This is a genomic window from uncultured Amnibacterium sp. (assembly GCF_964250715.1).
GTDB lineage: Bacteria > Actinomycetota > Actinomycetes > Actinomycetales > Microbacteriaceae > Amnibacterium.
In genome coordinates this window covers 210,677-231,679 of record NZ_CAXUGX010000001.1, presented here as the reverse complement: position 1 = coordinate 231,679, position 21,003 = coordinate 210,677, and the positions used below count along the sequence as shown (strand labels likewise).

21 protein-coding genes are annotated in these 21,003 nt (G+C 70.9%); 9 read left to right on the top strand and 12 right to left on the bottom strand.

Translation table 11 applies throughout. The features are described from left to right. The first annotated feature begins 178 nt into the window (after nucleotides 1-178). Nucleotides 179-430, top strand: coding sequence for a hypothetical protein (locus ACFE7H_RS01085; RefSeq protein WP_375399343.1), 252 nt, complete (start codon nucleotides 179-181; stop codon nucleotides 428-430). Between the two features lie 136 nt (nucleotides 431-566). Here the strand turns inward: ACFE7H_RS01085 and ACFE7H_RS01080 are convergent, their stop codons facing one another. From ACFE7H_RS01080 to ACFE7H_RS01060, 5 genes are read right to left on the bottom strand one after another with little or no spacing between them, the layout of a single operon-like run. Continuing rightward, nucleotides 567-1,781 carry a mechanosensitive ion channel family protein gene (locus tag ACFE7H_RS01080; protein WP_375399342.1) on the bottom strand — a complete coding sequence of 405 codons (1,215 nt, stop codon included), beginning with the start codon at nucleotides 1,779-1,781 and terminating at the stop codon, nucleotides 567-569. Continuing rightward, nucleotides 1,778-2,575, bottom strand: a complete 798-nt coding sequence (locus tag ACFE7H_RS01075; RefSeq protein WP_375399341.1) for a 3-oxoacyl-ACP reductase — start codon at nucleotides 2,573-2,575, stop codon at nucleotides 1,778-1,780. The genes ACFE7H_RS01080 and ACFE7H_RS01075 overlap by 4 nt, the downstream gene beginning before the upstream one ends. A 48-nt stretch (nucleotides 2,576-2,623) precedes the next feature. Further along, complete coding sequence (locus ACFE7H_RS01070) at nucleotides 2,624-3,985, bottom strand: aldehyde dehydrogenase family protein (RefSeq protein WP_375399340.1); 1,362 nt, start codon at nucleotides 3,983-3,985, stop codon at nucleotides 2,624-2,626. Beyond that, entirely contained in the window at nucleotides 3,978-4,844 is an 867-nt protein-coding gene (locus tag ACFE7H_RS01065) for a gamma-glutamyl-gamma-aminobutyrate hydrolase family protein (protein WP_375399339.1), read from the bottom strand. Before ACFE7H_RS01065 ends, ACFE7H_RS01070 begins: the two co-directional genes overlap by 8 nt. Continuing rightward, nucleotides 4,837-6,237, bottom strand: a complete 1,401-nt coding sequence (locus tag ACFE7H_RS01060) for a glutamine synthetase family protein (protein WP_375399684.1) — start codon at nucleotides 6,235-6,237, stop codon at nucleotides 4,837-4,839. Before ACFE7H_RS01060 ends, ACFE7H_RS01065 begins: the two co-directional genes overlap by 8 nt. Before the next feature lie 177 nt (nucleotides 6,238-6,414). Here ACFE7H_RS01060 and ACFE7H_RS01055 point away from each other — a divergent pair, with 177 nt between their 5' ends. Together ACFE7H_RS01055 and ACFE7H_RS01050 are read left to right on the top strand one after the other, a co-directional pair. Beyond that, nucleotides 6,415-7,926 carry an amino acid permease gene (locus ACFE7H_RS01055; RefSeq protein WP_375399338.1) on the top strand — a complete coding sequence of 504 codons (1,512 nt, stop codon included), beginning with the start codon at nucleotides 6,415-6,417 and terminating at the stop codon, nucleotides 7,924-7,926. Between the two features lie 70 nt (nucleotides 7,927-7,996). Continuing rightward, nucleotides 7,997-9,778 carry a glycoside hydrolase family 15 protein gene (locus ACFE7H_RS01050; protein WP_375399337.1) on the top strand — a complete coding sequence of 594 codons (1,782 nt, stop codon included), beginning with the start codon at nucleotides 7,997-7,999 and terminating at the stop codon, nucleotides 9,776-9,778. 71 nt (nucleotides 9,779-9,849) lie between these two features. Here ACFE7H_RS01050 and ACFE7H_RS01045 read toward each other — a convergent pair whose 3' ends face one another. After that, the gene (locus tag ACFE7H_RS01045) at nucleotides 9,850-11,358 is read right to left on the bottom strand and encodes a collagen binding domain-containing protein (RefSeq protein WP_375399336.1); all 1,509 of its coding nucleotides are present in this window, start codon (nucleotides 11,356-11,358) and stop codon (nucleotides 9,850-9,852) included. Between the two features lie 253 nt (nucleotides 11,359-11,611). On the opposite strand from ACFE7H_RS01045, the gene ACFE7H_RS01040 reads away from it, so the two are divergent. From ACFE7H_RS01040 to ACFE7H_RS01025, 4 genes are all read left to right on the top strand, one after another. Continuing rightward, entirely contained in the window at nucleotides 11,612-12,067 is a 456-nt protein-coding gene (locus ACFE7H_RS01040; RefSeq protein WP_375399335.1) for an SRPBCC family protein, read from the top strand. 161 nt (nucleotides 12,068-12,228) lie between these two features. Next, the gene (locus ACFE7H_RS01035; RefSeq protein WP_375399334.1) at nucleotides 12,229-12,489 is read left to right on the top strand and encodes a hypothetical protein; all 261 of its coding nucleotides are present in this window, start codon (nucleotides 12,229-12,231) and stop codon (nucleotides 12,487-12,489) included. A gap of 52 nt (nucleotides 12,490-12,541) precedes the next feature. After that, on the top strand, nucleotides 12,542-13,744 hold the full coding sequence (locus ACFE7H_RS01030) for a hypothetical protein (protein ID WP_375399333.1): 1,203 nt from the start codon (nucleotides 12,542-12,544) through the stop codon (nucleotides 13,742-13,744). A 234-nt stretch (nucleotides 13,745-13,978) separates the two neighbouring features. Continuing rightward, nucleotides 13,979-14,221 carry a hypothetical protein gene (locus ACFE7H_RS01025; protein ID WP_375399683.1) on the top strand — a complete coding sequence of 81 codons (243 nt, stop codon included), beginning with the start codon at nucleotides 13,979-13,981 and terminating at the stop codon, nucleotides 14,219-14,221. Between the two features lie 172 nt (nucleotides 14,222-14,393). Here ACFE7H_RS01025 and ACFE7H_RS01020 read toward each other — a convergent pair whose 3' ends face one another. Further along, on the bottom strand, nucleotides 14,394-15,209 hold the full coding sequence (locus tag ACFE7H_RS01020; RefSeq protein WP_375399332.1) for a mycofactocin-coupled SDR family oxidoreductase: 816 nt from the start codon (nucleotides 15,207-15,209) through the stop codon (nucleotides 14,394-14,396). A gap of 138 nt (nucleotides 15,210-15,347) precedes the next feature. Between ACFE7H_RS01020 and ACFE7H_RS01015 the strand changes: the two genes are divergently transcribed. After that, entirely contained in the window at nucleotides 15,348-15,791 is a 444-nt protein-coding gene (locus ACFE7H_RS01015) for a hypothetical protein (protein ID WP_375399706.1), read from the top strand. Continuing rightward, complete coding sequence (locus ACFE7H_RS01010) at nucleotides 15,683-16,015, top strand: hypothetical protein (RefSeq protein ID WP_375399331.1); 333 nt, start codon at nucleotides 15,683-15,685, stop codon at nucleotides 16,013-16,015. Before ACFE7H_RS01015 ends, ACFE7H_RS01010 begins: the two co-directional genes overlap by 109 nt. A gap of 40 nt (nucleotides 16,016-16,055) precedes the next feature. Here ACFE7H_RS01010 and ACFE7H_RS01005 read toward each other — a convergent pair whose 3' ends face one another. From ACFE7H_RS01005 to ACFE7H_RS00985, 5 genes are all read right to left on the bottom strand, one after another. Then, complete coding sequence (locus ACFE7H_RS01005; RefSeq protein ID WP_375399330.1) at nucleotides 16,056-16,637, bottom strand: type II CAAX prenyl endopeptidase Rce1 family protein; 582 nt, start codon at nucleotides 16,635-16,637, stop codon at nucleotides 16,056-16,058. A 72-nt stretch (nucleotides 16,638-16,709) separates the two neighbouring features. Beyond that, nucleotides 16,710-17,156, bottom strand: a complete 447-nt coding sequence (locus ACFE7H_RS01000) for a GNAT family N-acetyltransferase (protein WP_375399329.1) — start codon at nucleotides 17,154-17,156, stop codon at nucleotides 16,710-16,712. A 38-nt stretch (nucleotides 17,157-17,194) separates the two neighbouring features. Then, nucleotides 17,195-18,682: a glycoside hydrolase family 130 protein gene (locus ACFE7H_RS00995; protein WP_375399328.1), complete on the bottom strand. Its 1,488-nt coding sequence runs from the start codon at nucleotides 18,680-18,682 to the stop codon at nucleotides 17,195-17,197. Then, nucleotides 18,679-19,698, bottom strand: a complete 1,020-nt coding sequence (locus tag ACFE7H_RS00990; RefSeq protein WP_375399327.1) for a glycosyltransferase — start codon at nucleotides 19,696-19,698, stop codon at nucleotides 18,679-18,681. Before ACFE7H_RS00990 ends, ACFE7H_RS00995 begins: the two co-directional genes overlap by 4 nt. Continuing rightward, a complete protein-coding gene (locus ACFE7H_RS00985) occupies nucleotides 19,695-20,834 on the bottom strand; it encodes a glycosyltransferase (RefSeq protein ID WP_375399326.1) in 1,140 nt (379 codons plus the stop codon). The genes ACFE7H_RS00990 and ACFE7H_RS00985 overlap by 4 nt, the downstream gene beginning before the upstream one ends. Between the last annotated feature and the right edge of the window lie 169 nt (nucleotides 20,835-21,003).

The following is a 21,003-nucleotide window of genomic DNA, read 5'->3' as shown; positions in this document are numbered from 1 at the left end:
CGGGAACGGTACTGCCCGATCGGTCAGGCTCGCCCGGCCGTTACCGATCCGTGAGGCGGGTACGGCGGGGCGCGGCGCTGGGCGGCACTCCCGCAGACCCGACCGGCCCTGCCGCACATCCGCTTGTCAGCTTCTGTCCAGCATTCGACCGCGGGTCCTCCCCTACCCTTGCCCGATCATGGGCAGCCTGCGGAAATACCTCCTGAACGGTTCCATCATCTCCGCGGTCATCTCCGGTACCTCCGCGCTGCGTCAGCAGCGCAAGGCGCCGACCGATTGGCGCACGATCCTCACCTGGATCTCGTGGGGCCTGACCCTGGTCGTCGCGCTCGGCACCGTTCGCATCGAGTCGCTGCGCGCCGACGACCCGATCGCCAAGAAGCAGCCGAAGGCGGCCAAGGGCCCGAAGCCGGCCAAGGACCCCCGCTGACCTGCTGGCGTCACCCCGCTCGCGCTGCCTGAGTTCCGAAGCATTCAGGCGATCGCGAGCAACGCAGGTGAAATCGGGCCGGATTCGGTGCTGATCTGCGAGATCGCCTGAATTCCTCGGCGGTCAGGAAGGTCGGTCACGGCAGGTCGTCGCGATCAGGCACCGTGATCGGTCCGGTCAGGTTCCGTGCCCGCTGCTCCGCCCGCTTGTCGCCGCTGAACAGCGACCGGTCCTCCGACTCGGAGTCGGCTCGGGACGACCGCCGTGGGGGCGCGTTCGGGCTCGGCTCGACCGACATGAATCGCGTCCTCGGCAGCGACTGCGGGCTGTGCTCGTGCAGCCAGCGCACCATCTCCTCGCGCACGAAGCACCGCAGGTCGAACAGGGTGGGGGCGTCGATCGCGGTCACCAGGATGCGCACGTGCACGAATCCGCCGACCGCGTCGGTGACCTGCAGCACCGACACCCGCCCGTCCCAGAGGGTCGTGCGGTCGAGGATCCGGTGCATCTCCTCCCGCATCGCGCCCGGATCGACCAGCCAGTCCAGGTCGAATTCCACCGCCTGCATCAGTTCGCTGCCGGTGCGGGTCCAGTTCTCGAACGGCGTGGTCGTGAAATAGGTCGAGGGCAGGACCATGCGGCGGTCGTCCCAGATGTGGACGACCACGTAGGTCAGGGTGATCTCCTCGATACGGCCCCACTCGCCGTTCGCGATCACGACGTCGTCCACGCGGATGGCGCCCGAGAAGGCCAGTTGCACGCCGGCGATCACGTTGCCGAGCGTCGACTGCGCCGCGACGCCGGCGATCACCGACAGCAGACCGGCGGAGGCGAGCAGGCTCGCTCCGGCAGCCTGGGCGGAGGGGAAGGTCAGCAGGATCGCTGCGGCCGCGATGACCACGATGGCGGCGATCGCCACACGGCGGATCACGAGCACCTGCGTGCGGATGCGGCGGGCGACGCGATTGTCGGCCACGTCCGTGCGATACCGGGAGAGGCCGAGCTCCACCAGGAAGCTGACGACGCTCGCGACGAACCACGCCCCCACCGCGATGGTCGCGATCGAGAACATCCGGTCGATGTCCAGGCCGTCGCTGGGTACTCCCCGGCGCATCGACTTCGGCAGCGCCACGTCGACCGCAATCCAGGCGCTGATCAGGATCAGCAGCACGCGGAAGGGGCGGCGCAGCCGGCCGACGGCCTGGTCCGGCCAGCCGCGACGCCGAGCTACCGCGCGGAAGACCGCACCGACCACGACGGTGATCACGAGCGCGACCACCACCGCGATGAGCACCTCCACGGCGACGCGGCCGAGGGGGTTCGTGATCACGTCACCGATGAAGCGGTTCATGCGTCGGTGAGCGGTGTGACGTAGGCGGAGGAGATCCCGCCGTCGACCAGGAACGTGGAGGCCGTGACGAACGACGCGTCGTCGCTGGCGAGGAAGGCGACCGCGGCAGCCAACTCGGCCGGCTGCGCGAACCGGCCGACGGGAACGTGGACCAGGCGGCGGGCTGCCCGCTCCGGATCGGCGGCGAACAGCTCCCGCAGCAGCGGCGTGTCGACGGGGCCGGGGCAGAGCGCGTTCACCCGTATGCCCTGCCGGGCATATTGCACGCCCAGCTCGCGGCTGAGCGCCAGCACCCCGCCCTTCGAGGCGGTGTAGGAGATCTGGCTGGTCGCCGAGCCGAGCACGGCGACGAACGAGGCGGTGTTGATGATCGACCCGCGCCCCTGCGGCACCATGTGGCGCAGCGCCGCCCGGCAGCACAGGTACACCGACGTCAGGTTCACCCGCTGCACGCGGTCCCACGCATCCAGCTCGGTTGTCTCGATCGAGTCGTCGTCCGCGGGCGAGATGCCGGCGTTGTTGAAGGCGATGTCGACCGAGCCGAACTGGGCAGCGACCTCATCGAACAGCGCATCGACGTCGGCCTTCACCGACACGTCGGCGCGCACGTAGTAGCCGTCGACACGCTCGGCGGCGGCGCGCCCAGCCGTGTCGTCCAGGTCGGCGACGACCACGCGGGCGCCCTCGGCGGCGAGCCGCTCGGCGGTGGCCAGCCCGATGCCGCTGGCACCACCGGTGATCACGGCGACCCGGCCCCGCAGGCGCGCGGTCAGGTCGATCGGTTCGATGGGCATCGGATGCGTCCTGTCTGTGGGGTTTGTCGAGTCTGCCGAGTCAGGGAGTCAGCCGGCGAAGAAGACGTTCTTCGTCTCGGTGAAGGCCAGCGGCGCGTCCGGGCCCAGCTCGCGGCCCAGTCCGGAGTGCTTCATCCCGCCGAACGGTGTGCCGTAGCGGACCGAGGAGTTGGAGTTGATGCTGAGCGCCCCGGAACGCACGGCGCGGGCCATGCGGATCGCCCGGCCGAGGTCCCGCGTCCAGATCGACCCCGACAGGCCGTACTCCGTGGCGTTCGCCAGGCGGATCGCGTCGGCCTCGGTGTCGAACGGCAGCACGGCGACGACCGGACCGAAGATCTCCTCCGTCAGCACCGGGTCGTCCTGCCGCTCCGGCAGCAGCACCGTGGGCGGGAACCAGAATCCCGGGCCGTCCGGCGCACTGCCGCGGAACGCGACCGGCGCATCGTCGGGAACGAACGAGCGAACCCGCTCCAGGTGCGCGCCCGCGACGAGCGGGCCCATCTCGGTCGCCTCCTCGATCGGCGGCCCCACCCGCACCGCCGTGACCGCCGGCTCCAGGCGTTCCAGGAAGTCCGTCAGCACGTCGCGCTGCACCAGGATGCGGCTGCGGGCGCAGCAGTCCTGGCCGGCGTTGTCGAAGACCGCCGACGGTGCGGCGGCCGCGGCGGCATCCAGGTCGGCGTCGGCGAAGACCACGTTCGCGCTCTTGCCGCCGAGCTCCAGCGTGACCGGCTTCACGCCCGCGGCGCACCCGGCCATCACGCGCCGGCCGGTCGCGGTGGAGCCGGTGAACACGATCTTGGCGACGTCCGAATGCGCGACCAGGCGCTCGCCGACCAGGTCGCCTCGTCCGGGCACGACCTCCAGCAGTCCCTCCGGCAGCCCGGCCTGCAGCGCCAGCTCGCCCAGCCGCAGAGCGGTGAGCGGCGTCCACTCGGCCGGCTTCAACACCACCGCGTTGCCGGCGGCGAGCGCGGGGGCGAACCCCCACGCGGCGATCGTCATCGGGAAGTTCCACGGGACGATCACGCCGACGACGCCGAGCGGCTCGTGGAACGTGACGTCCATGCCGCCGGCCACCGGGATCTGGGCGCCGATCAGCCGCTCCGGGGCGCCGGAGTAGTAGAGCAGCACGTCGCGCACGTGCCCCGCCTCCCACCGCGCGCTGCTGATCGGGTGCCCGGAGTTCTGCACCTCCAGCGCCGCCAACTCCTCCACGTGGGCGTCGACCACCGCGGCGAAGCGCCGCAGGGCCGCGGCCCGATCGGCGGGCGCGAGCGCCACCCAGCCGCGCTGCGCCTGGACGGCCCGGGCGACCACCTCGTCCAGGCGCTCGACATCGGCGAGCTCCACGATGCGGAACGGCTCCGCGGTCGCCGGGTCGACGAGCGTGAACGACTCACCCACCGGCGGCGGCACTCTGCACGGCCGCGCGGGCCGGACCGGACGATCGGGCGGGACCGGACGCTCGGGCGGGACCGGACGCTCGGGCGGGACCGGGCGGGCGGGCGGGACCGGACGATACTGCGGCGTGCACGAGCGCGGTGAAGAGCCGCAGGTCGCCGGCGTCCTGCTCCGGATGCCACTGCACGCCGAGCACGAACGGGTGGTCCCGCGACTCCACGGCCTCGACGATGCCGTCGTCGCTGCGCGCGGCGACGAGCAGGCCGTCGGCGACCCGGTCGAGCGCCTGATGGTGATGGCAGTGCACGCCCAGGCGGCCGTCGCCGAGCACCCCGCGCACGAGGGTGCCGTCGACGACCGCGACCTCGGTGCGGGCGTAGTCGCCGGGGGCATCGCCGTGGTCGGTGGTCGTGATGTCCGGCACGTGCTGATGCAACGTGCCGCCGAGGGTCACGTTCAGCAGTTGCAGTCCGCGGCAGATCGCGAGCAGCGGGATGTCGCGCTGCACGGCTCCGGTCGTCAGCGCCTGCTCCCAGGCGTCCCGGTCGCGGCGCGGCGACTGGGTGTGCGGTGCCGCCTGCGCCCCGTAGAGCGCAGGGTCCACGTCGGCGCCGCCGGAGAGCACCAGGCCGTCGAGCGCGTCGAGCACCCGTCCCACGGTCTCCGGCGTCGCCGGCTGCGGCGGCAGGATGACCGGCACCCCGCCGGCGGCCTCGACGGCCGCCAGGTAGGTCTCGGGCAGCATGCCGTAGCGCTGCTCCCAAGGCCCCTGCGCGGCCTGCTCCAGGTAGCCGCTGATCCCGATCAGCGGCCGTCGCCCGACCGATTCCGCGGGAACGTGCTCACCCACACGCTCAGCCACGCTCGAACCCCCGCACGCGCTCCCAGTCCGTCACCGCCGACCCGAACGCGGCCAGCTCGACCGCCGCGGCGTTGCCGTAGTGGGCCACCACGTCGGCGCCGAAGGCGCGCTCCGCGAGCGCGGAGCCGGCGAACAGCTCGGCCGCCTGCGCCAGCGTGGTGGGCAATCGCGGCTTGTCGCTCTCGTAGGCGTTACCGGTGAAGACGTCCTCCAGCGGCAGCGCCCGCTCGATGCCGTCGATGCCGGCGGCGATCATCGCGGCGACCGCGAGGTACTGGTTCACATCGCCGCCCGGTGCGCGGTTCTCGAACCGCAGCGCCTGTCCCCGCCCGACGACGCGCAGGGCACAGGTGCGGTTGTCAAGCCCCCACGCCACCGCCGTCGGCGCGAAGCTGCCGGCCGCGTACCGCTTGTAGGAGTTGATGTTGGGGGCGAACAGCAGGGTGAACTCGCGCATCGCCGCCAGCTGGCCCGCCAGAAAGTGCTCCATCAACTCCGACAACCCGTTGGGCCGACCCGAATCCGCCAGCACCGCCGAGCCGTCGACGCCCCGCACGCTCAGGTGGATGTGACACGAGTTGCCCTCGCGCTCGTTGAACTTGGCCATGAAGGTCAGCGCCTTCCCATGGCGGTCCGCGATCTCCTTGGCCCCGTTCTTGTAGACGGAGTGGTTGTCGCAGGTGGTCAACGCATGCGCGTAGCGGAATGCGATCTCCTGCTGACCCAGGTTGCACTCGCCCTTCACGCCCTCGCAGTACATCCCCGCGCCGTCCATGGCGGTGCGGATCTCGCGCAGCAGCGGCTCCATGCGCGTCGACGCCAGCAGGGCGTAGTCGATGTTGTAGTCGCTGGCCGGAGTCAGGTCGCGGTACCTCTTGGCCCAGGCGGCGCGATAGCCGTCCTCGAACACGAGGAACTCCAGCTCCGTGCCCACGAACGGCACCAGGCCGTGCTCGGCCAGGCGGTCCAACTGCCGGCGCAGCACCTGCCGCGGCGAGACGGCGACGGGCTCCCCGATCGCCTCCCCCACCTGCGGCGGCCGGTACAGGTCAGCGGTCACGAGCGCCGAACCGGGCAGCCACGGCACCAGGCGCAGGGTGGTCAGATCCGGCCGCAGCACCATGTCGCCGTAGCCGCGCTCCCACGACGAGATGGCGTAGCCGCCCACCGTGTTCATGTCCATGTCGACGGCCAGCAGGTAGTCACACGCTTCGGCGCCGTGCTGCGCCACGTCCTCGCGGAACAGGCGCGCCGAGACCCGCTTGCCGGTCAGCCGCCCCTGCACATCGGTGAACGCGACGATCACGGTGTCGATCGAGCCGCCCTCGATCAGGCGCTCCAACTCGGCCAGCTCGAGGTTGCCGGTGCGCACCTGCGGATCGGAGAGGGACACGGCGACTCCTTCGCTGGGCGGTGCGACGTTATCGGGCACCGCGTGACCGGACCGGCCCGTGGATCCGCCCAGCCCCTTAATCCGACTGTAACGAGCGAACCCGCATCCGGAGTCCACCGGTCAATAGGCTGCGCCCGAGCCTCTTCCCGTGCCGTCGTCCCCCGTTCGGAGTCCGCCATGTCGACACCCGTCCGCCGCACGTCCACCACCTACACGCAGGCGGAGGCCGGCTACTTCGAGAAGCGGCAGCTGAAACGCTCGGCTGGATTCTGGGGCATCTGGGGCATCGGCGTCGCCGCGGTGATCTCGGGCGAGTTCTCCGGCTGGAACTTCGGCTTCGCCTCCGCGGGCTTCGGCGGGATGGCGATCGCCTTCGTGATCGTGATCGTCATGTACTTCACGATGCTGTTCTCGATCGGCGAGATGTCGGCCGCGATGCCGCACACCGGCGGTGCCTACTCGTTCGCCCGCGCGGCGATGGGGCCGCTCGGCGGCTTCGTCACCGGGCTCGCGGAGACCATCGAATACGTGATGACCACCGCTGTCGTCGTCTACTTCTCGGCCGGCTACGCCGACGGGGTGACCAAGGCGTTCTTCGGTGTCAGCCTGCCCGCGCCGGTGTGGTGGCTGATCCTGTACGCGGTGTTCCTAGGCGTGAACTCGCTGGGCGCGGCGATCGGATTCCGGCTGGCGATCGTCGTCTCCATCCTGTCGATCGCGATTCTGGGCGTCTTCGTGGTCGTCGCCTTCGCGACCGGCAGCTTCTCCGTCGACAAGCTCTTCGACGTCACGCCGACCGCCGGCAACAGCACGTTCCTGCCCGGCGGCTTCGGTGCGGTCCTGCTCGTCATCCCGTTCGCGATGTGGTTCTTCCTCGGCATCGAGGAGTTGCCGCTCGCCGCCGAGGAGTCGCACAACCCGCAGCGGGACATTCCGCGCGCCGGTGTCGTCGCCCTGCTCACCCTGCTGGTCTGCGCGATCGCGGTCTTCATCGTGAACACCGGCGTGAACGGCGCGAAAGCGATCACCGACTCCGGCCAGCCCCTGCTCGACGGCTTCGCGCTGATGGTGCCGAAGAGCCTCGCCGGCGTCCTGGCGCTCTTCGCGCTCATCGGCCTGCTCGCGTCGCTGCAGGGGATCATGTTCGGCTACGGCCGCAACATGTACTCGCTGTCGCGCGCCGGCTACTACCCGCGATTCCTGTCGCTGACCGGCAAGCGGCAGACGCCGTGGGTCGCGTTGATCGTCGGCGCCGTCATCGGTTACATCGCGCTCGTGATCGTGGACGCGGCCGGCGGCACCGCCGGGACCGCCGGCGCCGTCGTGCTGAACATCGCGATCTGGGGCGCGGTCGTCGCCTACATCCTGCAGATGGTCTCGTTCGTCGTGCTGCGCAGACGCTTCCCGAACGCGGTCCGTCCCTACCGCAGCCCCACCGGCATCCCCGGCGCGGTCGTCGCCGGCGTAATCGCGCTCGTCATCTTCATCGCGTTCCTCTTCAACCCCGGCTACGTCATCGCGATCGCCGCCATCGCGGTCGTCTACGTGATCGGCCTCGTGCTGTTCCTGCTCATCGGCCGCCACCGGCTGGTGCTGTCGCCGGAGGAGGAGTACGCGATGACCGGCGGCCTGCACCGCGATCCGGTCGAGGACGGCTACGGCGACGTGCAGCCGTCGTCGGTGCGCTGAGGATCCTCGCCACCGCGGCACCGGAGCGCTCTCGAAGCAACGGCAGGCCCGGGCGGGCCAGGATGTGAGCATGCCGCTGCCGATCGAGGACTACGCCATGATCAGCGACTGCCAGTCGGCGGCCCTGATCGGCCGGGACGGCAGCGTCGACTGGCTCTGCTTCCCCCGCTACGACTCCCCCAGCATGTTCGGCGCCCTGCTCGGCGACCCGAGTCACGGCCGGTGGCTGGTCGCGCCGACCGACGACAGCGCCATCGCATCCCGGTCGTACGTGGACAAGACGTTCATCCTGGTCACCCGCTGGATCACCGGGACGGGCGAGGTGGAGGTCACCGACTTCATGCCGTTCGGCAACCGGCGTGCCGACATCGTGCGGCGCGTCCGCGGTGTCCGCGGCGCCGTGACGATGCGGCAGGACCTGCGCATCCGCTTCGGCTACGGCACGGCAGTGCCGTGGGTGCGGCAGGGCGTCAGGGACGGCGACGACCGCGAGCTGCTGGCTGTCGCCGGTCCGGACGCGATCTCGGTGCACGGCCCGCGGCTGCGCGCCCGCGGCCAGTCGCACCAGTCCGAGTTCGAGGTGGCTGCGGGGCAGACCGTCGACATCTCGTTGACCTGGTATCCCTCGCACCGCGACACTCCGCCGCGGGTCGACGCCGATGCGGCGCTCGCGGCGACCACGGCGTGGTGGCAGAACTGGGCGGGTTCCATCACCCACGACGGTCCGTACGGATCGGTGGTGGAGCGGTCGCTGCTGGTGCTGCGCGCCCTGACGCACGAGGACACCGGCGGCATCGTCGCGGCGGCCACCACCAGCCTGCCCGAGCAGTTCGGCGGCCAACGCAACTGGGACTACCGCTACGTCTGGCTGCGGGACGCCTCCCTGACCCTCTCGGTGCTGCTGAAGCACGGCTTCAAGTCGGAGGGGTCGCACTGGAGGGAGTGGCTGCTGCGGGCGATCGCCGGCGATCCCGCGGACGTGCAGATCATGTACGGGCTGGCCGGGGAACGCGACCTGCCCGAGCGGCAGCTGACCTGGCTGCCCGGCTACGAGGGCTCCTCCCCGGTGCGGATCGGCAACGGCGCCGTGTCGCAGTACCAGGCCGACGTGATCGGCGAGGTGATCGTGGCGCTGCACGAGGCCCGCGAGGTCGGGCTCGCGGAGTCGAAGCACTCGTGGCCGCTGACGCGGTCGCTCATGACGTTCACGGAGTCGAATTGGCGGCGCACCGACAGCGGCATCTGGGAGATGCGTGGCCGGGAGCGGCACTTCACCCATTCGCGGGTGATGGTGTGGGCCGCGTTCGACCGCGCGGTCAAGGCGTGCGAGCAGTTCGGTCAGGAGGGCCCGGTCGACCGCTGGCGACGCCTGCGCGACGCGGTGCGCGCGGAGATCGAGGAGCACGGCTTCAACGAGAAGCGCAACTCGTACGTGCAGTCGTATGGCAGCCACGAGGTGGACGCCTCCCTGCTGGTGCTGCCGCAGGTGGGCTACCTCGCCGCCGACGACCCGCGGATGCTCGGCACGGTCGCCGCGCTCGAGCAGGACCTGCTGGTCGACGGCCTGGTCATGCGGTACCGCACCGAGGCCAGCAGCGACGGACTGCCCGCCGGGGAGCACCCGTTCCTGGCCTGCTCGTTCTGGCTCGTGGAGCAGTACGCGAACAGCGGGCGGATCGAACAGGCGACGGCGCTGATGGATCGCCTGGTCGGCCTGGCGAACGACGTGGGCCTGCTCTCGGAGGAGTACGACGTGGCGGACCACCGCCATGCCGGCAACACGCCGCAGGCCCTCTCACACCTGGCCCTCGTGCGCGCCGCGGACGCGATCGCCGCCCACCTCGCGCGGTAGCCCTGCGGTCGCGCGGTACGCATGCGTGGCGCGTGAAGGCGTGGCTCCCGCGCGAAGTGCTCGCCGGGTTGCTACTTCGGCGGGAGGACCTGCGACAGCCGCACCCGTTGGCCGCGGGCCAGCACCACTCCGGCGACCCGCACCGTCTTGCCGGTGGCGTAGGAGTGGAATGCAGCGGTGTAGGTGCCGGTCGGCAGCGCGGAACCGAGGGCGTACGACCCGTCGGCGTCGGTCTTCACGTAGGCGACCTTCGTGCCGGCGCGGTCGACCAGTGAGACGCCGATACCGGCGAGCGCGGCGCCGTCCGGGTCGTGCACCGCGCCGGTCAAGGCCGCACCCCACGCGGTCAGGTGCACATCCGCATCCGGGTACACGGTCGCCGTGCGCACCGTCGGTCCGGGCACCGTCGTCTGGGCGTATGCGCCGAACGGAATGGCCCGCAGCCGATACGTCCCCACGCCCAATCCCTTCAGTACGAAGTGGCCGGTGCTGGAGATGGGGGCCGAATACCACTGGCCGGTACTGGAGAGCGCGGTCACCGCGCCGCCTCGGGTCGCCGCGGCATGCGTGCCCTCGGTGACCCGCCCGGAGATCGTCGCCGGATGATGGGCCATCCGCAGGTTCGCCGTACGAGTCTGCTCCGCCACCGCGACTCCGCCCGCCTTCGTTCCGGCCGAACGGTGGCGGGGATCCCACAGGAAGATCGCGTATCCGCCGCTGGCCAGGCCGCGCACGGTGTACTCGCCCTTCGCGGACGCGACTGTCGCATGCATCACCTTGTCCCGACCCACCGCCCGCACCGTCGCGCCGGCGACGGGCCGACCGTCGACGCCGACGATCCGCCCGGTGAGCCTGCCGCCGCGCTGCACATAGCCGTCCTCGTGGGTCGCAGCGTCGGCGCGCACCTGCACCGCCTGCCACGCCTGCACGTAGGTACGGCTCGCCCCGGCGGTCGGCGCGGCGAAGTGCAGCTTGTACGCGCCGGCGCCGAGCCCGCCCAGCGTGTAGGTCCCGGAGGCGTTCGTGGTCACGGTGCGCAGGTGCCGATCGTGCGCGCCCAGCAGTTCGACTCCCAGGTGAGGCACGGGTTTGCCGGTGGAGGCGCGGATCGCCCGCCCGGTGATCGACCCGCCGGTGCGCAGCCGCAGGTCGGCCACCACCGTCGCCTCGGGAACCACGACGCGTCGGGCGGACACCTGCAGGACGCCCGTGGGATGGGTGGTGACGGTGTAGTCCGCGGTCGCCAGGTCATGGAACGCGAAGGCGCCGGAGCGATTCGTGCGGGCCACCGCGACGACCGGCCCGTTCGTGACCCGCAGCGTGACGGTGGCGCGGCTGCCGCTGACCGCGGACGTACCGATGACGTGGCCGGCGAGGCCGCCCGCCGAGGAGGTCATGCCGGCGGTACTGACCGTGCTGACCGGGGTGCCTGCGCTTCCGACCGGCGGCTGCACAGCGGCGGCGGCGGATCTGACGGGTACGGGCGCGAGGGCGAGCAGCAGCGCCACCGCCAGCAGCACCGCGGCGGCGACCACCGCTGTGGTGACGATCCTCAGGCGACCGAGTGCGGCGTGGACCATGGCTCCCTCGATGTGCCCGTCGGAATCAACCCGTCGCACTCGGATCGTCGCTCCCGGATCGTCTCCGGCTGCGGACGGCCCGAAGCTACTGCCGGGCCGAATACCCGTCGCCGGTACGCCACGGCCCCAGTCCGGGGGGCGCGCCACGTTCCGCTCCCACTCCGCTCTCCGGCCGGTCACGGACAGCGTTCAGGAACCGCCGAAGCGAGCGCCGTACGGTATCGGACGCAGAACCGAGATCCGAGGAGGACCCATGAGTCAGGTCATCGAGACCATCGACGTCGACGTGCCGATCACCGAGGCGTACAACCAGTGGACACAGTTCGAGTCGTTCCCGCACTTTCTGAGCTTCGTGGAGTCGATCACGCAGCAGGACGACACGCACAGCCACTGGAAGGTGAAGATCGGCGGGGTGGAGCGCGAGTTCGACACCCTGATCACCGAGCAGCACCCCGACGAGCGGGTGGCGTGGAAGAGCATCGACGGGACCACGCACGCCGGGGTCGTCACGTTCCACAAGCTCGCCGAAACGACCTCGCGCGTGACCGTGCAGATCGACTGGGCTCCGGAGGGGCTCGTCGAGAAGGCCGGCGACCTGCTGAACTTCGACGAGCGGGCGATCAAGTCCGACCTGAAGCACTTCAAGGAGTTCATCGAGTCACGGCCGGCCGAGACCGGCGCGTGGCGCGGCGACGTCCCCCGCGACTGAGCACGCTCCTTCGAACGGCGTCCACCGGGTCTTCCGGTCGGGCGCCGTTCGTGTTCGGCGGTAAGGCGCCGGTCGCGTCATCGGTCGAGTCGTCCACTGTTCCTCTCCGCGACGGCGCGTGGTAACCCCCCGTCGACGGAGAACCCCTACCGTCGCCCGTGATGGCTTCCTCGATCCCGAACTCGACCGGCAGCACGCCGATCGGCACGACGCCCACTGGTACCGTCCCGGCCTTCGCGACGCTGCCGAGACGTCTCCGCGCCCGGCCCGAGTCGGTGCCCCTGCTGGTCTTCGCCTCCGGTGTGCTCCGAGCGACGGCGGCGTTCCTCGGTGCGGTAGCAGCGACCGTGATCAGCGCCCCGCTGCAGGCCGATCCGCAGCACCACCTGCCGCGCTCGCTGACCCGGGCCCGCTCGGACTGACGCGCCCAGCGTCGCAGTCGCTTCGCGCTGCGGCCGCTGCCAGGATCAGCACGTGTCGAGTGCCCTCCCGCTGGCGCCGGCGAGGGCCGACGATCGAGGGCGACGTGGCCTGCTGGCCCGACCCTGGGTGCGTGTCCTCGGCGTCTACGCGCTTTCCAGGGCATACAGCTCGCTGCTGCTCGGCGGGATGTTCCTCCTGGCGAACGCGCTGCAGTGGCCGTTCGCGAGCGTGCGCAGCGATGCCACGTTCTTCACGTTCTCCGGTTCCTGGGACGCCTGGTTCTATCGATCCATCGCGGAACACGGCTACCCCGCAGTGCTGCCGGTCGACGATGCAGGGCACGTGCTGCCGAACTCGTGGGCGTTCCTTCCCGTCTTCCCGATGCTCGAGCGAGCAGTGGCCGGCCTGACCGGCGTCACGACCTATACAGCCGGGATGATCGTCGCCACGGCTGCCGGCGGAGGGGCTGCGATCGTCCTCGAGCGCCTGCTCGCCGCCCGCATCGGGGAAGGCCGAGCACTGTGGACCGTGGCGCTGTTCGTCTTCGGCCCCCTCGGGTTCCTGCTGCAGGTCGCGTACGCCGAGAGCGTCTTCCTCCTGCTGGTCTTCGCGGCCCTGCTGGCGATGCAGCGTCAGCGGTACCTCGGCGTCATACCCCTCGCGATCCTCGCCGCGTTCACCCGACCCGGCGCGATCGCGATCCCGGCCGCAGTGGGACTGCAGCTGGCTGTGCAATGGTTCCGAGACCGCCGCGCACCGCGCGGCGTCGGACGTGCGATCGGCGCGGTCCTCGTCACCTCGGCGGCCTGCCTCGCGTGGCCGCTGGTCGCCGACGCCGTCACCGGGCAGTCGGGCGCGTACCTCCACACCGAACTGGCGTGGTGGACCGGCTGGGTCGGCCGCCCGGACTTCATCCCGTTCACGCCGTGGTTCCTGATCGCGTCGCGGTGGCTCGGCCCGCCCGGAGTCGTCCTGGCACTCGTCCTTGCGACCCTCTTCGTGCTGTGGATCGTCCGGGCATCACGTCGTGAGCTGGGCACCCCGATCCGCGCGTACAGCCTCGCCCACCTGCTGTATCTGGCCGCAGTGTTCCTCCCCCAGTTCAGCCTCCCCCGGCTGCTGATGCCGCTGGCACCGCTCCTCGGCGCATCGACCTTCACGGCGACGACCGCCCGAGCCCGACGCTGGCTCCTCTGCGCAGCGGCTTCTCAGCCGGCCGGCGTCGTCCTGCTGTGGTTCTTCAGCTACCCGTGAATTCGAGCGCGGACGCGGGGCGTGACGAGGACCCGCACGACCGCGCTCCGACGCTGCGGCGCTCCGCTGGCTAGTGGGCCGGGGCGGGTACGAGGTCGGCGAAGGCGGTCGGAGCGTGGCCGGTGAGTGCGGCGACGGAGTCCGTGACCTCCGACAGCCAGCCGCCGCGGATGGCGGGAGTCGTCACGTCCAGGTACACAGGGCGGCTGGGGACTCGCCCGCCCCGCCGACACCATCCACCTGGACGAGGTGTGGCGGGCCGTCTCCGGTGCCGACCCGCGCGTTGTGCGATTGCACGGACCCAACCCGGGCTGCCGCGTCGGTCGCGGCATTCAGGGCGTCCTGGCAGGCATCGACGCGGACGCGGCCGAGGCCGTGCAGTCGACGCTTCGACGGCGCACGATCGCCGACGTCCTCGCCGAAGCGGGGATAGGTGTCGGCCAACCACCCATCGTCGTCCCGCCGAGCGGGCAGTGATCAAGCGCCGATGGACACGGTGTCGGCCATCTCCTCCGTGCTGTGCTGAGCCAGGCGGCCGGAAGGATCAGATCGCTCGGAGATGTCGCAGGTCGGTACCGATGGTGCGGCACGTCGTCGCTTGCCCCTCGACACCGCCAAGTGCCGAATCGGTGCGCATCTGTGGCCCGGGTTAGAAGTACTGGGCGCCGCCGTCCACGCTCAGGTGCTCGGCGGTGACCCACTTGGCCTCGTCCGAGACCAGGTAGGCGACGGCCGCGGCGATCTCCTCGGGCTCGGCGACCCACTGCGGCAGGAAGGGGGTGCCCATCTGCGCGAGCGGCGGGTTGCTCTCGTTGGTCCTGGTGATCGCGCCGATCATGTCGCCGGAGCCCATCGGCGTGTTCACCGCACCGGGGTGCACGCTGTTCACCCGGATCTTGTGCTTGCCCAACTCGGCCGCGAAGGCACGGGTCATGCCGGTCACGGCATGCTTGCTCGCGGTGTAGTGCACCATGAACGGCTGCATCTTCTTGCCGGCATATGAGCTGGTCAGCACGATCGCGCCGCCGCCCGCCGTGACGAGGTGCGGAGCGCCCACCATCACGGTGTTCCACACGCCGATCACATTGATGTCGATCGTGTCGCGGAAGATCTCCGGCGTGGTCTCGTCCCAGGTGGCCGGAATGCAGATGCCGGCGTTCGCGACCACGATGTCGAGGTGGCCGAGCTCGGCGACCGCCTCGTCGACGAGCCCGCGCATCTTCGCAAGGTCGCGCACGTCGCACTGCTTCGCCACGATGCGCCGGTCCAGCCCCTCGACCAGACGCACCGTCTCCTCGAGGTCGCTCATCGTGGGCGAGTCGTAGGGCACTCCGGGCAGCGGACCGGCGATGTCGACCGCGATGATGTCCGCTCCCTCGCTCGCCAGCCGGACCGCGTGAGCGCGTCCCTGGCCGCGCGCGGCCCCCGTGATGAATGCCACCTTGCCGGTCAGCCGATCAGCCATCTTCTGCTCCTCGTCGTCGAGTAGGACGCCCGCTCGGGCTTCCGGCCTGGACGCTACTCCCGCTCTGACACCGGATGCCGGAAGCCGGATCTGCACGCGATGAGGCACGCGAGGATGTGGGCCGCCTAGGTTCCCGGTGTGGAGTGGGATGCGTTGGTGCTTGCCGGCGGAGGCGCCGCCCGGATCGCCCGGGAGACGGGCGTGCTGCTCGGCCTGACCGAGGGCAGCCCTTCGATCGCCCGTCACCTGGCCGCGGAGCGCACCCGGTCCATCGGCACGGCGGCGGGTTCGACGGTTGCCGCGCAGCTGGCCTGCGGCGCGACGCTGCAGGACCTCTTCGACGCCCAGATCGCCGGAACGGCGAAGGAGATCCGGGTTTCGCTCGACATCCAGGCGTTCGGGTCGATGATGGCCGACGCGATCGCCGGCGCGACCTCGCCGGAGGAGACGCGCACGCGCATCGGAGTTGCGCCGTGCCCGCGATCTGGCCGCCCGTCCAGATCGGCGGCACCCTCTACATGGACGGAGGCATCAGGAGCCTGGCGAACGCCGACCTCGCCGCCGGCGCTTCACGGGTCCTGATCCTGATTTCCGCGACGGAGACGACACCTCTCGGTCCCGCCGTACCGCCCGCAGAGCTCGCCGCCCTCCGTGACGCGCGCGTGCGGATCGTCTACGCCGACGATCACTCCCTGGCCGCGATGGGCGCCAACCCGCTCGACCCAGCTACCCGAGCCCCTGCCGCTGAAGCCGGAAGACGACTCGGTCGCACGATCGCACCGACGATCGCAACGCTCTGGGACTGACCCGAACCGGCACAGCAGCAGGACCGACGCTGTCGGCACGTCACCCGCTGATGTCGACCGCGACGTGCAGTGCCACCGGCAGCAGGAGTCCCCTACTCAGGCGTCGGAGTATCGAGAAGAGAACACCGAGCGCGAACGTCACCGCCAGTACCACCGGGGCATCATGCGTGATCACGACGACGGGAATATGAAATCCCGCGAAGGACAGGCCACCGACCAGGTCCTGAAGCACTGCGGAACCGATCAGCATTCGGAGTCGGCTGAACAGTGCACCGCGGAACAGCAGTTCCTCGCCGACGCCCGCGCTCACGCTGCGTGCGACGTGCTGCAGCACATCCGACAGGCTCGCAGGGCCGAACGCTCCTCGGAACACCGTCGCCGCGACGATCAGGACCGCAGCGACGACCGGCACCCGTGGCGTCAGGCCGAGCGGGAGGTCGACTGGTGGGCGAAGGAGAAAAGCCGGAAGTGCGATGAGCCCGTAGGCGAGGACTTGAGTCACCACACTCACCCAGCCGCCCTGCACGCGCGGACACACCGCACCAAGGAACACGATGCTGATGCCGACGGCCCAGGCCAGAAGGAACATGATCTGCGATGCGGCTCGGGCACGATGCTGCACACGCACAGTGTTGCAGTCGGGTTCGAGGACGACCGCTATCCGCTTACTCAGCGATGTCCACTCGGCAATGTCCTACTCAGACATGTCCGTCTCGTAGTGCACGAACCCGGTCAGGTCGGCGACCTGGTCATACAGCGTTCGAGCCGTGATGTTCGTCTCCTCCGTCAGCCAGTAGACCTTCGCCGCCCCCGCTACGTGCGCCCGCTCGCGCACGTGCGCGATGAGCGCGCGGCCGACCCCGCCGCCGCGGCTGTCGGGTGCCACATAGAGGTCTTCGAGATAGCAGTAGGCGGACCTCGTCCAGGTGGAGGGATGGAACAGCCAGTGCACGAGGCCGACGGCGTGCCCGTGCTCGTCGCGGGCGATCGCGCCGTGGATACCGGCGCCGGCGGTCAGGCGCTCGAACACGTCCTCCGTCACGGCCGCCGGCAGCACCTGCTCGTAGAACGTGAGGTAGCCGTCCCACAGCCGCAGCCACTCGTCGCGGTCTGCGGCGGTGAGAGCGGCGATCGTCGTCACTGCCCGACCGTATCGCCCGAGGGATCAGCGCGGAGGGATCAGCGCCGTGCGGCCTCGGCCACCGGCTCCAGCGAATCGATCAGCTCCTCCAGGTCGGTGGAGAACACGCCGATGCGGGCGTCGCCGATGCCGTAGGGCACCCACAGCGTGCCCTCGTGCACGATGCCGCCGCACGAGTAGACGACGTTCGGCACGTACCCGTTCCGGTTACTGCCCGTCGGCCGCAGCAGCGGCTGGGACGAGCGGGCGAGCACGATGGAGGGGTCGTCCAGATCGAGCAGCAGCACGCCGATCGAGTAGACGCGGAACGGCCCCACCCCGTGCGTCAGCACGAGCCAGCCGCGGTCGGTCTCGATCGGTGAGCCGCAGTTGCCCGTTTGGACCAGCTCCCACGGCTCGGTCGGCACGTGGATCACGGTCGGATCGCTCCAGCCGAAGCCGTCGTCCGACCGGGCGAGCGAGATGCTCTCGCCGTCGGTGCGCGCGAGCGCGAGGTGGCTCCCTCCGACCAGCCGCGGGAAGAGTGCCATGCCCTTGTTGCGAGCGGAAGGGCCGCTGAGGCGGTGGACGGCGAAGGTCCGCAGGTCGGGGGACGTGATCAGCCGCGGCGCGATGTCCCGGCCGTCGTAGGCCGTGTAGGTCGCGCGGTACTCCGACCCGCCCGTGTCGTCCGTGAAGCGGACGAACCGAGCGTCCTCCATCCCGTGGTGCTCCTCCACCGCCGCGGGCAGCAGCACACGCTGCCCGAGATCGCTTGCGGGATCGAACTCCGCCTCATAAGCGGACGAGACCATCGCTCGGAGCGTGCTCATCCCCTCGAGGGTGTCGCGATGGTGGACGAGCTCGGCGGGGAGGGACAGGATCGCCCGCTCCACGTCGTCGGCGGTGAACTCGGCCGGCAGCGCCTCCAGAGCCCAGGACGAGAGCTCGTTCAGCTGGTTCTCGTACTCGAGCGAGTTGCGCAGCCGGTCGGCGTGCCATCGCCCGGGCGTCACCGTCGCGGTGGCGGGCGGGGTCGGGCGGGGCAGGAACGTCCAGTGCTCCCCCGGCCCGATGATCGCCTCGCAGAACTCGATGCACGACAAGTGCCCTTCGCCGATGGCGCGCAGAGCGACCGCGACGCGCAGGCGGCCCGGTCCGACATCGCGCTGGTCGGGGTGCTCCACCACGCTCGGGTTGCAGAGCGCCGCACCTTCGATCGCGTACTCGGCGGTGAAGCTCGCGCCGAGCACGATCGCCTCATCCGCGGAGAGCACGGCCGCGTTGGCGCCCACCCGTGACCCGACCGCGCTGGCGTTCGCCCGCAGGATCCCCGGCGTGTCGACGTGGCGCGTTCCGAAGTCCTCGAGCAGGGCGGCCGCGAGCGCGGCGGTTGCTTCCGGCTCGACGGCGAGCACCCGCTGCACGATCTGGGCGGCTCGGGAGTGCGTGGAGGCGACTCCCTCCCCGGGAAGGAAGAGCTGCGCCACGACCCGGGAGGGGTCGGAGGCGAGCTGACCCGGGTGCAGCGTGACCGCCGGCTTCATGCCGCCACCCGCGCCTCGGGCAGTGCGACGGCGTGCTGCCAGGTGCTGAGCGCGGCCAACGTCGATTCCGCTCCTCGGTTCTGGTTGCGCCCCGCGGGTTCCAAGCCGTCGAAGCCCGCACCCGTCGCCAGGTCGACCATCGGAACGCCGCTGTCGTTGTCCCCCTCGAACCAGGACCACGCCAGGCGGATCCCGTCCAACCACGCCGGGTCGCCCGTCACCGCGAACGCGCGGGCGCAGGCATCGGCGATCGCAGCGACCTCGATCGGCTGCTGGTCGAACTGCGGACCGTGCTCCCCCGGCCCGCGGCCGCCGACACCCGTGACGGACAGCCGACCGTTCCGCACCTCCGTATCGAGCAGGAACCGGAGCAGTCGTAAGCCGTGCCGTCGTACCGCATCGTCACCGAGAACCACGCCGGCGAGGATGGTCGCCTCGGCGATCGAGCCGTTGCCATAGCGCAGGCGGGCCTCCGGCCAGGGCCAGACCGTGTCGTCGCCCGGCGTCACCATCTCCGCGAATCGGCGCACGATGCGCTCCGCCGGGCCATGTCCGGGTCGGGCGCGCAGGACGGGTCCGGCGCCGAGCGTCGCGAACGCGGCGGCGTGCAGGTGCACGGGCGCCTGCCGGGCCGCCCGGTCGAACGCTCGTGCCGCGCGGCTGCGGACCGAGGGTACGGGAGCGGTCGTCGACGCCACTCCGAGTGCCCAGACCGCCCGTCCCCACCAGTCACCGGCACCGGGCTCGTCCGTCCAGGTGCCGCTGACGGACATCCGATTATGCGCGCGTCCCTGCGACCCGATCGCCTGCTCCAGGAAGCCCAGGTAGGTCGTCATCAGGTGGGGCGGAACGCGGAGGGAGTCGCTCGTTCGGATCGTGGCGAGCAGCCCGCGAGCGACGTCGTCAGTGCAGTAGCCGTGCTCGGGGCGCGGGTCGGCATAGCGCGCGTGCTCGAACAGTCCGCGGGCGTCGCTGAGTCGCGCGAGATGGGCATACTGCGGGGTCGGCGGCGTCATGCCGCAACCCTGCGCAGTTCGGAGGCGAGCTGGCCGTAGCGCCTCGCGACATCGGCCCAACTCGACTCCGCCGTAGCGGCGGTCGCGGCCCGCCGCATCCGCCCGGCCAGATCCTGCCGGGTCAGGATGGATCGGATGGCCTCGGCCATCGCGGCGGGATCCTCGTGCGCGACGACGATGCCGGGGCCGCGATCGAGCAGTTCGACCGCGTGCGGGAATCCTGTCGCGACGACCGGGACTCCGGCGGCGATCGCCTCGACGAGCACGCCGGAGGTGACCTGCTCGCGGGAGTCGTAGGGGAGCAGGACGACGTCCGCCGCAGCGACTGCGGCCGCCAACTCCTCCGCCTCCACGTAGTGGGACAGCAGTGTCACGGACTCCCGCACACCGAGCTCGTCGATGAGGACCTCGAGCGAATCGCGGTAGCGCTCACCATGCCGCGCCAGCACCTTGGGATGCGTCTGCCCGAGCACCGAGTACAGGGGTCGCGGCGCAAGGTCGGTCAGCCGCGCCATCGCGCGGATCCCCCACTCGATGCCCTTGCCGGGGCCGATCAGACCCCACGTGAGCACGCGAGGTCGCCCTTCGTGGCGGACGCGGGACTTCGGCGTCGCTACCGCCGGAGTCGCCATCACGCCGTGCGGAATGACACGCACCTTCTCGTGCGCGACCGCGTACCCGCGAAGCAGGTCGTAGGCGGTGTCGGTCATCACGACCACGACGTCGGCGAGCGCGCACACCTGCTCCAGCACGGTCCGCTGGCCCGGGGTCGGGGTGCGCAGCACGGTATGCAGCACGACGATCGCCGGTACCGTCAACGCCGCGAGCACGGCGACGGCCTCGTCGCCGTCGGTGCCTCCATAGATCCCGTACTCGTGCTGCACGATCACGACATCGCACTCATCGAGCACGGCGACGGCGCGCCCACGGCTATCGGAGTCGGAGGCGACCAGGGTGCCGGCGACGCCGGCGGCATGGAGCGCCGTCGGCACGTTGGCCTCCTCGGCGTCGAGCAGGCGAACGATGCGCGTCTCGCCCTCGTGCCCGGCCTCGATGGCCGTGGCGAGGGACGCGGTGAAGGTCGCGATGCCGCAGCGGGTCGGCGGGAAGGTGCTGAGAAAACCGAATCGGGTCATGGCGACCGTCCTGCTCGGATCCGCCGCGAGATTCGCGGACGGACGTGGCGAGACGTCTGCCGAGTGGCATCCCCCGTGGGAATCGCGTCACCCTCGTCGCGGTCCGGTCCACCCCTGCCTCAGCCGGACAGGCTGTGCTCGGGGCTCTTCGCCGAGGCTAACACCGACT

Coding starts and splice junctions, on each gene's coding strand:
- ACFE7H_RS01085 (WP_375399343.1), top strand. CDS start 179: ATGGGCAGCCTGCGGAAATACCTCCTGAACGGTTCCATCATCTCCGCG.
- ACFE7H_RS01080 (WP_375399342.1), bottom strand. CDS start 1,781: ATGAACCGCTTCATCGGTGACGTGATCACGAACCCCCTCGGCCGCGTC.
- ACFE7H_RS01075 (WP_375399341.1), bottom strand. CDS start 2,575: ATGCCCATCGAACCGATCGACCTGACCGCGCGCCTGCGGGGCCGGGTC.
- ACFE7H_RS01055 (WP_375399338.1), top strand. CDS start 6,415: ATGTCGACACCCGTCCGCCGCACGTCCACCACCTACACGCAGGCGGAG.
- ACFE7H_RS01050 (WP_375399337.1), top strand. CDS start 7,997: ATGCCGCTGCCGATCGAGGACTACGCCATGATCAGCGACTGCCAGTCG.
- ACFE7H_RS01045 (WP_375399336.1), bottom strand. CDS start 11,358: ATGGTCCACGCCGCACTCGGTCGCCTGAGGATCGTCACCACAGCGGTG.
- ACFE7H_RS01040 (WP_375399335.1), top strand. CDS start 11,612: ATGAGTCAGGTCATCGAGACCATCGACGTCGACGTGCCGATCACCGAG.
- ACFE7H_RS01035 (WP_375399334.1), top strand. CDS start 12,229: ATGGCTTCCTCGATCCCGAACTCGACCGGCAGCACGCCGATCGGCACG.
- ACFE7H_RS01020 (WP_375399332.1), bottom strand. CDS start 15,209: ATGGCTGATCGGCTGACCGGCAAGGTGGCATTCATCACGGGGGCCGCG.
- ACFE7H_RS00995 (WP_375399328.1), bottom strand. CDS start 18,682: ATGAAGCCGGCGGTCACGCTGCACCCGGGTCAGCTCGCCTCCGACCCC.
- ACFE7H_RS00990 (WP_375399327.1), bottom strand. CDS start 19,698: ATGACGCCGCCGACCCCGCAGTATGCCCATCTCGCGCGACTCAGCGAC.
- ACFE7H_RS00985 (WP_375399326.1), bottom strand. CDS start 20,834: ATGACCCGATTCGGTTTTCTCAGCACCTTCCCGCCGACCCGCTGCGGC.